The sequence below is a fragment of the Sphingopyxis sp. genome (assembly GCF_016463645.1).
Taxonomy (GTDB): domain Bacteria; phylum Pseudomonadota; class Alphaproteobacteria; order Sphingomonadales; family Sphingomonadaceae; genus Sphingopyxis.
This window is the reverse complement of record NZ_JAEMQX010000120.1, coordinates 1-10,721: the sequence shown is the minus strand read 5'-3', so window position 1 is coordinate 10,721 and position 10,721 is coordinate 1. Positions and strand designations below refer to the sequence as shown.

The window sequence follows — 10,721 nt, the reverse complement described above, 5'->3', positions numbered from 1 at the left end:
CCGCCCAGTTGAGGTCGGGGATCGCCTGCCAGATCAGCGCCGCGACATTCGCCATGTTGGCGATGCCGTCGCGCTCGCCCGCGACGAGCGCGACGGCGGCGTCGCCCGCCTCGGCCCAGCGTGCGGCGGGGTCTGTCGCCGCGAAGGAGAGAGCGTAGCTCATTATTCGACGCTCAGCCCGGTCCATTTCGCCGCGAAGGCATATTTGTCGGCCGCCTCGGCGATGATCTTGTCGGTCGGCTTGCCGCTGCCGTGGCCCGCGCGCGTCTCGACACGGATGAGGTGCGGCTTGTCGCCCGCCTTCGCATGCTGGAGCGCGGCGGTATATTTGAAGCTGTGCCCCGGCACGACGCGGTCGTCGGTGTCCGCGGTGGTCACCAGCACCGCCGGATAGGCGGTATCGTCCTTGATATTGTGATAGGGCGAATAGGCGAGCAGGTTCCTGAAATCGGCCTCCTTCGACGGATAGCCATAATCGTCGACCCAATAGCGGCCCGCGGTGAAGCGGTCGAAGCGCAGCATGTCCATCACGCCGACCGCCGGCAGCGCCGCGGCGAACAGGTCGGGACGCTGGTTGGTGACCGCACCGACGAGCAGGCCGCCGTTCGATCCGCCCTCGATCGCGATCTGGCCCCTGCCCGCGATACCCTCGGCGATCAGATACTCGCCCGCCGCAATGAAATCGTCGAAGACATTCTGCTTCTTGTCGAGGCGGCCGGCGTCGTGCCACGCCTTGCCATATTCGCCGCCGCCGCGCAGGTTCGCGATCGCGAGCACGCCGCCCTTGTCGACCCACGCGAGCCGGGTCGGCGAGAAGCCGGGAGTCATAGACACGTTGAAGCCGCCGTAGCCATAGAGAAGCGTCGGCGATCCCTTGCTGCGGTCGAGACCCTTTTTCATCACGACGAACATCGGCACCTCGGTACCGTCCTTCGACTTGTAGAAACGCTGTTCGACGCTGAAGTCGGCGGGCTTGAAGGTCAGTTTGGGCTCCGCGAAAATCTCGCTCTTCCCGGTCTGCGTGTCGAAACGATAGATCGTCGTCGGGCGCGCATAGCTCGAAAAGGCATAGAAGGTTTCGGGATCGCTCGACTTGCCGCCGAAGCCCGAGGCGGCGCCGATGTCGGCAAGCTTGATGTTCGCGACCGGCTTGCCGTCGAGCGCGACCATCCGCGCTTCGGACTTCGCATCGCCGAGATAGGAGAGGATCAGGCGATTGCCGACGCGCGAGGCGCCGACGAGCGTCGCCTCGTTCTCGCCGACGAGTTGCGTCAGTTCGGCGGGTTTCCTGATGTCGAACGAAACGATGCGCGCGCGCGGGGCGCCCTTGTTGGTGAGGAAGGTGAAGCGCGTGCCCTCGTTGGTCACATATTCCCAGTTGTTCGCATAGTCGTCGACCAGCACGACCGGTTTCGCGCCGCGCTTGCCGAGCGGATGAAGCGTCAGGCCATAGCGTTCGTCGGTGCCCTCCGACGAGACGACGAGCAGATATTTGCCGTCGTCGGTGACGACCGCGCTGTTGTTCAGCTTCGGCTTGTCCGGCGTCGCATGGATCAGCACATCCTCGCTCTGCGGCGTGCCGAGCTTGTGGAAATAGACGCTGTGATTTTCGTTGAGCGACTGAAAGGCCTCGCCCGCTTCGGGTTCGGGGAAGCGCGAATAGAAAAAGCCGCTGCCGTCCTTCGCCCAGTCCAGCGCCGAAAATTTGACCCAGCGGACCTCGTCGGACAGATCCTCGCCCGTCGCAACGTCCTTGACGCGGACGATCCGCCAGTCGGTGCCGCCGTCCTGCACCGAATAGAGGAGATATCTGCCGTCCTCCGACGGGTTCCATTCGCCGAGCGCGGTGGCGCCGTCCTTCGCCCATGTGTTGGGATCGATGAGGACGCGGCCCTCGCCCTTCAGTCCTTCGCGGACGTACAGCACCGACTGCGGCTGCAGCCCGTCGTTGCGGCTGTAGAAATAGCGCGTCCCCGCCTTCGTCGGCAGGCCGAAGCGTTCGTAATTGTATAGCTCGGTCATCCGCGCCCTGAACGCGTCGCGGCCCGGCAGCGTACCGAGATAGGCGTCGGTGACCTTGTTCTGCGCCGCGACCCAGTCGGCGACCTTCGGATTGACGCGGACATCGTCCTCGAGCCAGCGGTAGGGGTCGGCGACGTCGACGCCGAACTGCGGATCGACGGTATCGCCGCGCACGGTGTCGGGATAGGCGAGGACCGGTACAGCCGCCGGTTTCGCGGCTGCGGCGTCGGCCGCCTGCGCTGCTGCCGGCGTCATGGCAAGGGCAACGAGCGCGAGCGGCGCGGACAGGGTTTTACGGGACATGGCAAGGCGACCTCATCGGCTGTCGGGAAATTATCGTGCGCCGGTATGTAAGCATCGGCAAGGGGCGGGCAAGGGGATTCGATGCCGCTCAGGCGGGTTCGAGCGATCCGCGATAGGCGACGATCATCCCGACGAGCGGCGCCGCGATTTCGACGTCGAAACGGAATTTTCCCCCGGCCTCGCTCTCGAAGCTGGGGCCGTGCGGCATCAGCGATCGCGGCATCGGGATGCCGAACGCCGACCAGCGTCGCGGGACCAGATGGAGCCGGTCGCCCTCGATCACGAGCGCCATCGCGAAGGCGAGCGGGCCGAAGCGCTCGACGAGCAGCCGGTCGTTCCGGCCGGTTCCGGGCGACTGATGCGATGCGAAGCGCCGGCCGCCGAAATCGCGGGTCCAGCGTTCGCCGTCCTGTTCGCCATCCCGTTCGGGCGTGAAGGTCACGGTGACGGGCACGCGCGCCGCGGCCTTCGGGAAGCCGATGATCGCGGCGGCGAGGCGCGCGAGCCATCCGGTGCCGCGGCGCACTTCGGCATGACCCTGCCATTGCCGCGCGGCGACGCTGCCATGCAGGCTTTGCAGCATCGCCGGAAGCCGGTCGAATGCCGGACCCAATATCCGGCGGTATAGGGGCGCGCCGGGTTCTTCGTTCCGGAAGCCGGTGTGGATCGACCGGCCGTCGAACAGCGCCTCATAATCGGCGAGGGTGAGCGCATCGACGCTCGACCGGGCGCCCGCCACGGGCCGTATGCCGGCGAGTCGTTTGCGGACGATCGCCTCGATCGCCATCGAGGGGATATAGGGACCATCGTCGCCCTCGGCGAGCAGATGCCAGCTCCGCTCGGCCATCCGTCCGTCGACCAGGCCGCGCGCACGGATGAACATGCCGCCGCGATGCTCGCCGAACCGCATGCGGTTGAGGATGGCGTAGAAGAGCCGCGAAAAGGGTTCGAGCGACGGCAGGCGGAACAGCGCGCGCGCCTTCGCCAGCAGATTGAGGATGCGGTGCAATATCTCGGGCACCGGGCCGGCGCCCATCCAGATATCGGTCATTTCCGGATAGGCGCGGGGAAGCAGCCGGAGGTCGGGCACGTCGACGAGCGAGAAATGGATATTGCGCAGCGGCAGGCGGCCGGGGACGGCGACGGTATAGCGCAGGCTTTCCGCCAGCCCGATGCCATGCCCATCCTTGCCGTCCCGCCGCAGCCTGACGGGCGCGCCCGCATAGCCGACCACCGCGCGCATCACATTGAGCCCGATCCCCGCAAAGGGCGAGGGGGCGATACCGCCCTCGACGGTGCGGATATCCATCGTCTTCGCCATCTCGCGCAGCACCGCGCCGGTGAGCGCGGGAAAGCTGCTGACCCCCGACAGGATGAAGATACCGGCGGTCTTCGCCTGCGCATCGAAGCGGTCGATGCCGGAAACGAAATCGGCGCCGTCGGCGAAATCGAGATAGTCGGTGCGCGCGGCGATGCACGCCTCGACGACCCGATAGCCGTCGGCGCCATAATCCTGGAAGGGCCCGGACGCGTCGACGACGAGATCGGGCCGGAGGCTCTCCAGCGCGCCCGCGAGCGCGCGCCGGTCGAGCCGCTGCGGATGCACGCGGGGAAGGCCGCGATAGGCGGCGCAAAAGGCGGTCGCACGCGCGATATCGCGGCCGCAGATGAACAGGTCGAGGCCGGGCAGGTCGGCGAGCAGTTCGGCGAGCCGTCCGCCGAAGACGCCATAGCCGCCGAGGATGAGGATTTTCATGGCAGGATACGCTCCCGATATTCGGGCGGCGCCGCCCAGCAGGTATCGCGCTTGCCGAAGAGGCGATAGCGGTGGCGCGCGATCCACCGGTAGGCGGGATCGCGAAGGAAGGCGGGCACGAGGCGGAAGGCGCCGAGCAGCCGCCACGGCCAGCCGAGACCTTCGCAGATCGCCAGAATGGCGTCGCTGTCGCGGCGGACCCGGTCCGCCTCGACGACGAGAATGCTCGCCGGATCGGCGGGATCGACGCCATGTTCGCGGCACAATGCCCCGCCCGCCGCCCCCTGGATCGACGCGAGGCGGAAACGGGCGGCCCCGTCGTGGCGCAGCACGAACCGGGCATTGGCCGAACATAGCACGCATTCGGCGTCGAACAGGATGATCGGGTGGTCAGCCATCGCGGAACAGCGCATGCTGGTTGACGAGTTCGCCGAGGCGCGGGTGGACGACCTTGAGATCGAAGGCGAAGCGCCCGCCGCCCAGATGCTGGTGCGTCACGACCGTGGTTCCCGGCGCAAGCCAGCGCGGCAGGCGGAAACGAACGGGTCCCCATCGCCAGAAATAATGGTCCGAAGCGAAGATCAGCGCATCGGCTTCGGCATGCACCGTCAGCGCAATGCCGAAACCGCCGCCGATATGCTCCTCGAGCCCCGTCGGGCCGGCGAAGCTTTTGGCGCTGTGGATGACCTGCGGAGGCCCGTGCGCGCGGCCGTAGAGGCGCGTCCAGCTCTGCCCGCCGCTCGCCCGGTCCCCGCTCACCGCCACCGCCGCCGGCGCGGGACCGCTCCGCGCCAGCGGCAGCGGCGCGCCGATCGGCCGGCAGAGCTGCGCGAGCAGCCAGCCGGCACGCGACAGCCGCGTCCAGACGATCCGGCCGCCGTAGGTCGCGACGGCGCTGCCCGACAGCCGCTTGCCGAAGCGGCGACGGACGTCTTCGGGGAGCGCGTCCCAGGCGGCGCGCGGCACGAGACGGCGAAAGCGATCGTCGCCGAGCGTTTCGTCGTCCTCGCGCGCCGCGGCGAAGGGCTTTTCGATAGGCTTGTCGGCGATACTCCGCATGGCTCCCCCTATCCGGCGTCCTTGCCCTTGCCCGGCCGCCAGTTGATCAGCTTCGTCACGCCGGCACCCAGTTTGATCAGCCGCATCAACGCGGGCTTGGGTACGCTCAGCATCTCGTCGTGCCAGCGGCCCATCGTCGTCACGAAATCGAGCATGTCGGCGAGGCGCGTCCTGGCATCGGCGCTGAGCCCGGGGTCGCTTGCCGCCCGCGCAACGCAGGCTTTCAGTGCCGCCTCGGCGGGGTCGACCTCGCGCGCCTTGCGCCCTGCGGCGATGCGCGTGACCATTTCCCATATGTCCTTTTCTGCGGTGAAGTGGTCGCGCCGGTCGCCGAGCAGCGGGACGCGCTCGATCAGGCGCCAGCCGATGAGTTCCTTGATCGAATTGGAGACGTTCGAGCGCGCGAGCCCGAGCATCTCGGCGATCTCCTCGGCATGAAGCGGCCGGTCGGAGATGAACAGCAGCGCGTGAATCTGCGCCACCGACCGGTTGACGCCCCATTGCCCGCCAAGATTGCCCCAATGAAGGATGAACTCGGTGGCCGCGGGAGACAGTTTCGACTCATATTCGGTAATTTCTGTCATAACAGAAATATCAGGCAATGCCGATGCGGAGTCAAGCCTTATGGCGGTCCGGCCGAAACGACGGATCGCGGGCTCGCGGGAGGATCAGGGCAGCTTCAGACCGTCGAAGCTGCCCTGATCCTCCCGGCTTGTGGTGAGGCGGACCGCCCAAGGCGGCGGGAGGGGTTGGCGCACCGAAGCGACGTGACGCGGGGACGCCTCCCCTCCGTCAGCGCTGCGCGACGCCGCTTCCCCGCAAGCGGCCCCGGCGACCGCCGGGGCGTTCGCTCAATAGCCGAGCGTCGCTTCGAGGAACCAGATGCGCTGCTGCGTTTCGTCGGCCCAGCCGTCGACGAGCCCGCTCGTGGCGATGTCGCCGTCCGCTTCGGCGGCCGCCTTCACCTCCCTGAGCTGACCCAGCAACGTCTTGTTGTCGCCGGCAAGGTTGCGGATCATCGTTTCGGCATCGACGCCCGGGGCATCGTCATCGCGGATCGACTGGCGGCGGCCGACGTCGCCGATCGAACGCAGCGTCGGCGCGCCATTCTTGCGCACGCGCTCGGCGATCAGATCGGTCGTCGCGAAAATCTGTGCCGCCTGTTCGTCGAACAGCAGGTGCAGCTCGCGAAAGCGCGGACCCTGGACGTGCCAGTGATAATTCTTGGTCTTGAGATACAGCGCGAAGCTGTCGGCAAGCAGCGCATTCAGCGCATCGGCGACGGCGGGCGCATTGTCATTCCTGTCGGACATGGGAGCATCCTTTCTGTTGCCTCGTCGATATAGCGAGGCCGACGCGCGCTTTCCCATTGAACCTTTGGCTGAGCTTCATCGATAAAAACGATGAAACCCGTTCATGGCGATGGACTATCCGATCAGTCCGAAAGCCCCCAACCCCGTCCGGATGCCCCACAGCGCGAGGATCGCCGCCGCGAGCCAGCGCAGGTTTCGTGCCGCGCGACGTTCGGCGAGCGCCGGACCGAAGGCGAGGAAGGGCAGCATCGCGAGTATCCAGCCGACGAACCCGCCCGCCGCGGCCCATTGCCCCGCCCCGCTCGTCGCGGCGAGCGCGCCGATGAGGAAATGGCTGCGGTCGCCGAACTGGCCGGCGAGCATTCGCCCCGCCAGCACGACCGGCGGCGCGGTGGCGGTTTCCGCATCGGATGCCGGCTTCATCCGCCACAACAGCGCGGCCGCGGCCGAAAGCATCGCGAGCGCGACCAGAAGCGCGGCCACGCCCTGCCCGATCATCCGGTTCGCGATCGCACCCGCGATCGCGGCGACGACGGCATTGACGAGAAAGGCACCGAAGGCGATGCCGACGGTGGCGCGCCGGTCGTCGCGCGCACCGACCAGCTGTGACAGCGCGATCCCGGCACGCCCGTCGGCATTGGCAAGCAGCACCGCCACCAGCGCAAGCATGATTGCATCCATGACGTCGGGTCTGATCGGTCAGGCGGCGGGCGTCAATGGCCGAGCCGTACGGCGACCGATGCCAGCCAAGCCTCCTGCGCCGCCGACGGCAGCGGCCCGCGCGGCGCGCCCGCGGCATCGCTCATCGCGTCGAGATAGGTCAGGATCGCGGCGCGATAGCCGCCGCCCGCAACCGCCGATTCGAGCCGGCTCGCGAGCGTCTCGACCGCCGTAAAGCCGTTGTCGCGCGCAAGGCAGCGGATGTCGTCGATGCCCTGCACGATCTGTGCGAGCGCACAATGCGGCAACGCCTCTGCAAGCGCGCCGATCTGGCCGGTGATCCGGTTCCGGATGTCGAGATATGGGTCGGTCTGGTTCCGCATCGTCCACCCCCTGTCCTGGCCGGAACGATGCGCGCTTTCGGTTAATGCCGGGTTAGCGGTGGCCGGGCAGGCCGCCGAGGCTCTGCTTGCTGCGATACATGTCGCGGTCCGCGGCGGCCAGGATGTCGGATTCGGTCATCCCGGTCTGCAGCATCGCGACGCCGAAGCAGGCCGACAGCGCAATTTCGTGCCCGTCATAGTCGGCGGGCGTGGCGGTCAGCACGTCGCACAGCCGGTTGACCTGCGCGCGCGCGCCATCCTCGCTCGACTGGTCGAGGATGAGCCCGAATTCGTCGCCGCCGATCCGCGCCGCGACGTCGGTGGCGCGGATCGCGCCCGCGAGCCGCTTGGCGATTTCCATCAGCGCGAAGTCGCCCGCGGCATGGCCGAAATTATCGTTGATATATTTGAGCTGGTTGACGTCGATGAACACGACGGCGGCACGCTCGGCATGGCGTTCGAACCGCGCCATACGATGGTGAATCGCGGTCAGGAAATAGCGGCGGTTGAACAGGGGCGTCAGCGTATCGCGCTCGGACACGCGTTCGAGCTCGGCGACGGCGATTTTCAATACGCGGTTTTCGCGGCGCAGCGCGTCGCGTTCCCGGCGTATCTCCCGCAACTGGTCCTCGATGGAGTCAACGGGTACAGCGGCGAACTGGTCGACCGCGATCCGTGCCCCCCCTATGCTATCCATGCCTTGTCCCCGGCGTACCCTGCCCACCGCCGGCCGGATGCCGACGAATATGATGCGGCAACCCTAGCCATGACTTGATACCAATCGGTAAACGCGTCCGACATCAATTGCGCGGCGTTGCCCGCGCGAGGCGCAGCCGCTAGGGGGAGAGCGGCGGCGATTCATCGGCGCCCACAGGAGGGATCGGGTGATGGGCGATAGCGCGCCGCAAGTCGGTGTGATCATGGGCAGCCAGTCGGACTGGCCGACGATGGCGCACGCGGTCCAGATTCTCGAAGAGTTCGGCATCGCGCACGAAGTACAGATCGTCTCGGCGCACCGCACCCCCGACCGCCTCGTCGCCTATGCCAAAAGCGCCGCCGACCGCGGTTTGAAGGCAATCATCGCGGGTGCCGGCGGCGCGGCGCACCTGCCCGGCATGGTCGCATCGATGACGCGTGTCCCGGTGCTCGGCGTGCCCGTCCAGTCGGCGGCGCTGAGCGGCGTCGACAGCCTCTATTCGATCGTCCAGATGCCCGGCGGCATCCCCGTCGCGACCTTTGCGATCGGCAAGGCGGGCGCGACCAATGCCGGCCTGTTCGCTGCGGCGTTGCTCGCCAACAATAGCACCGATCTGGCACAAAAACTCGACGCATGGCGCGAGACGCAGACGGCCGGGGTCGCCCCCACACCGGTTCGCGAAGGCTGATCGCCTTGCTGCCACCCGGTTCGACGATCGGCATATTGGGCGGCGGGCAGCTCGGCCGCATGCTCGCGGTTGCCGCCGCACAGTTCGGTTACAAGGTCCATATCTATGCCCCCGACGCCGAAAGCGTCGCGGCCGAGGTGACCGCGCACCACAGCCAGGCGGCGTGGGACGACGAGCCGCGTCTCGCCGCCTTCGCCGCGGCGTGCGACGTCGTCACCTATGAATTCGAGAATGTGCCGGTCGACACGGTGCGCTTCCTGTCGGGGCATGTCGCGGTGCGCCCCGGCGCCGCGGGCCTGAAGATCGCGCAGGACCGGCTGGAGGAAAAGAATTTCGTCGCGGGACTGGGCGGTCGCCCTGCCCCCTTCGCCGCGGTGCCCGACCGCGCCGCGCTCGATGCGGCGCTCGGCGAAATCGGTGCTCCCGCCATCCTCAAGACGGTGCGCATGGGCTATGACGGCAAGGGACAGGCGCGCATCATGACACCCGCCGACGCCGATACGGCTTGGGAAACGATCGGCCGTCACGCCGCGGTGCTCGAAGGCTTCGTGACCTTTGCGCATGAATTTTCGGTGATCCTCGTACGCGGGATCGACGGCGAGGTGCGTTTCTGGGACAGCCCGGTCAACGTGCACGAAGGCGGCATTCTCGCGACCTCCAGCCTGCCGCCGCCGCAGATCGTCGCCGACCAGCAGGGCGAAGCGCGGGCGCTGATGGCGAAGATTGCCGAAGAGCTCGATTATGTCGGCGTCCTCACGGGCGAATTCTTCGCGACGAAGGACGGTCCCGTGTTCAACGAGATGGCCCCGCGCGTCCACAACAGCGGCCACTGGACGATCGAGGGCGCGGTAGCGAGCCAGTTCGAAAACCATATCCGCGCCGTCGCCGGCCTGCCGCTCGGCAGCCCCGCGACCCGCGCGCTGCCCGTCGCGATGCGCAACCTGATCGGCGCCGGCATCGCCGACATCCCCGCGCTGCTCGCCGACGAAAATTGCCACGTCCATCATTACAGCAAGACCGAGGTGCGCGAAGGGCGCAAACTCGGCCACGCCACCTGGGTTGGAGCCTCTCCCGCATGAACCGACCGGAGATTACGCTGATCCTCGCCCGCGCGGCCAACGGCGTGATCGGCGCCGACGGCAAGATGGCGTGGCACCTGCCCGCCGACCTTCGCCGGTTCAAGCAGCTGACGATGGGGCGCCCGATGATCATGGGGCGCAAGACCTTCGACAGCCTGCCCGCGATCCTCGAAGGCCGCCGCCATATCGTCCTCACCCGCGACCCCGACTGGCAGGACGAGGGCGCCGAACCCGTCGCGACGATCGAGGAGGCGCTGAAACTCGCCAACGCGCCGCATGTGATGGTGATCGGCGGCGCCGAGATCTATCGCCTGTTCCTGCCGCTCGCCGACCGCATCGAACTGACCGAAGTCGCGCTCGAACCGAAGGGCGATGCGGCGATCGACTATCCGGCAGCGGCCGACTGGCACGAGACGGCGCGCGAGGATCATCCCGCCGACGACGCCGGCCGCCCGGCATACAGCTTCGTCACGCTGACAAGGAAATAGGCCCATGCGTCGTTGGCTGATCGGCATATTGCTCGTTGTCGCGGTCGCCGCGCTCGCCTTCTTCGCCCTCGCCCCCGGCATGATCGAGCGCGGGATGAACAAGGTCGACGGCAAGCCGCTGCCGCAAGTCAGCGAACGTGCAAAGGCGCTGCACCGGACGCTGACGATCGTCGATCTGCACAGCGACACCCTGTTGTGGAGCCGGAACTTCCTCGATCGCGCCGACCGCGGCCATATGGACCTGCCGCGCCTCGAGGACGGCAATGTCGCGCT

At 67.5% G+C, this 10,721-nt stretch carries 12 protein-coding genes and 2 pseudogenes; 4 read left to right on the top strand and 10 right to left on the bottom strand.

Annotated elements, in window-relative coordinates; translation table 11 throughout:
• The 10 genes and pseudogenes from JHC57_RS18200 to JHC57_RS18155 all read right to left on the bottom strand — a co-directional run.
• Positions 1-163: pseudogene (locus JHC57_RS18200) on the bottom strand (GAF domain-containing protein); the annotation flags it as partial.
• Positions 163-2,325, bottom strand: coding sequence for a prolyl oligopeptidase family serine peptidase (locus JHC57_RS18195; RefSeq protein WP_294031806.1), 2,163 nt, complete (start codon positions 2,323-2,325; stop codon positions 163-165). The pseudogene JHC57_RS18200 and the gene JHC57_RS18195, both read right to left, overlap by 1 nt.
• A gap of 88 nt (positions 2,326-2,413) precedes the next feature.
• Positions 2,414-4,081 carry an SDR family oxidoreductase gene (locus JHC57_RS18190; protein ID WP_294031804.1) on the bottom strand — a complete coding sequence of 556 codons (1,668 nt, stop codon included), beginning with the start codon at positions 4,079-4,081 and terminating at the stop codon, positions 2,414-2,416.
• Positions 4,078-4,479, bottom strand: a complete 402-nt coding sequence (locus tag JHC57_RS18185; RefSeq protein WP_294031802.1) for a thiol-disulfide oxidoreductase DCC family protein — start codon at positions 4,477-4,479, stop codon at positions 4,078-4,080. The genes JHC57_RS18190 and JHC57_RS18185 overlap by 4 nt, the downstream gene beginning before the upstream one ends.
• The gene (locus JHC57_RS18180) at positions 4,472-5,140 is read right to left on the bottom strand and encodes a DUF4166 domain-containing protein (protein WP_294031801.1); all 669 of its coding nucleotides are present in this window, start codon (positions 5,138-5,140) and stop codon (positions 4,472-4,474) included. Before JHC57_RS18180 ends, JHC57_RS18185 begins: the two co-directional genes overlap by 8 nt.
• Before the next feature lie 8 nt (positions 5,141-5,148).
• Positions 5,149-5,724: a MarR family transcriptional regulator gene (locus tag JHC57_RS18175; protein ID WP_294031799.1), complete on the bottom strand. Its 576-nt coding sequence runs from the start codon at positions 5,722-5,724 to the stop codon at positions 5,149-5,151.
• Between the two features lie 267 nt (positions 5,725-5,991).
• A complete protein-coding gene (locus JHC57_RS18170; RefSeq protein ID WP_294031798.1) occupies positions 5,992-6,453 on the bottom strand; it encodes a DNA starvation/stationary phase protection protein in 462 nt (153 codons plus the stop codon).
• 114 nt (positions 6,454-6,567) lie between these two features.
• Entirely contained in the window at positions 6,568-7,122 is a 555-nt protein-coding gene (locus tag JHC57_RS18165; protein ID WP_294031797.1) for a TMEM165/GDT1 family protein, read from the bottom strand.
• Between the two features lie 44 nt (positions 7,123-7,166).
• The gene (locus JHC57_RS18160; protein WP_294031795.1) at positions 7,167-7,496 is read right to left on the bottom strand and encodes a hypothetical protein; all 330 of its coding nucleotides are present in this window, start codon (positions 7,494-7,496) and stop codon (positions 7,167-7,169) included.
• A gap of 52 nt (positions 7,497-7,548) precedes the next feature.
• Positions 7,549-8,193, bottom strand: coding sequence for a GGDEF domain-containing protein (locus JHC57_RS18155; RefSeq protein ID WP_294031793.1), 645 nt, complete (start codon positions 8,191-8,193; stop codon positions 7,549-7,551).
• Between the two features lie 190 nt (positions 8,194-8,383).
• On the opposite strand from JHC57_RS18155, the gene purE reads away from it, so the two are divergent.
• The 4 genes and pseudogenes from purE to JHC57_RS18135 form a co-directional block, all read left to right on the top strand.
• Complete coding sequence (gene purE / locus JHC57_RS18150) at positions 8,384-8,881, top strand: 5-(carboxyamino)imidazole ribonucleotide mutase (RefSeq protein WP_294031792.1); 498 nt, start codon at positions 8,384-8,386, stop codon at positions 8,879-8,881.
• Complete coding sequence (locus JHC57_RS18145) at positions 8,881-9,960, top strand: 5-(carboxyamino)imidazole ribonucleotide synthase (protein WP_294031807.1); 1,080 nt, start codon at positions 8,881-8,883, stop codon at positions 9,958-9,960. The genes purE and JHC57_RS18145 overlap by 1 nt, the downstream gene beginning before the upstream one ends.
• Entirely contained in the window at positions 9,957-10,448 is a 492-nt protein-coding gene (locus JHC57_RS18140) for a dihydrofolate reductase (RefSeq protein WP_294031789.1), read from the top strand. The genes JHC57_RS18145 and JHC57_RS18140 overlap by 4 nt, the downstream gene beginning before the upstream one ends.
• A 4-nt stretch (positions 10,449-10,452) precedes the next feature.
• Positions 10,453-10,721: pseudogene (locus JHC57_RS18135) on the top strand (peptidase M19); the annotation flags it as partial.

Excerpts from the sequence above, each read along its gene's own strand:
- JHC57_RS18195 (WP_294031806.1), bottom strand. The coding sequence starts at position 2,325 with ATGTCCCGTAAAACCCTGTCCGCGCCGCTCGCGCTCGTTGCCCTTGCC.
- JHC57_RS18190 (WP_294031804.1), bottom strand. The coding sequence starts at position 4,081 with ATGAAAATCCTCATCCTCGGCGGCTATGGCGTCTTCGGCGGACGGCTC.
- JHC57_RS18185 (WP_294031802.1), bottom strand. The coding sequence starts at position 4,479 with ATGGCTGACCACCCGATCATCCTGTTCGACGCCGAATGCGTGCTATGT.
- JHC57_RS18180 (WP_294031801.1), bottom strand. The coding sequence starts at position 5,140 with ATGCGGAGTATCGCCGACAAGCCTATCGAAAAGCCCTTCGCCGCGGCG.
- JHC57_RS18175 (WP_294031799.1), bottom strand. The coding sequence starts at position 5,724 with ATGACAGAAATTACCGAATATGAGTCGAAACTGTCTCCCGCGGCCACC.
- JHC57_RS18170 (WP_294031798.1), bottom strand. The coding sequence starts at position 6,453 with ATGTCCGACAGGAATGACAATGCGCCCGCCGTCGCCGATGCGCTGAAT.
- JHC57_RS18165 (WP_294031797.1), bottom strand. The coding sequence starts at position 7,122 with ATGCTTGCGCTGGTGGCGGTGCTGCTTGCCAATGCCGACGGGCGTGCC.
- JHC57_RS18160 (WP_294031795.1), bottom strand. The coding sequence starts at position 7,496 with ATGCGGAACCAGACCGACCCATATCTCGACATCCGGAACCGGATCACC.
- JHC57_RS18155 (WP_294031793.1), bottom strand. The coding sequence starts at position 8,193 with ATGGATAGCATAGGGGGGGCACGGATCGCGGTCGACCAGTTCGCCGCT.
- purE (WP_294031792.1), top strand. The coding sequence starts at position 8,384 with ATGGGCGATAGCGCGCCGCAAGTCGGTGTGATCATGGGCAGCCAGTCG.
- JHC57_RS18140 (WP_294031789.1), top strand. The coding sequence starts at position 9,957 with ATGAACCGACCGGAGATTACGCTGATCCTCGCCCGCGCGGCCAACGGC.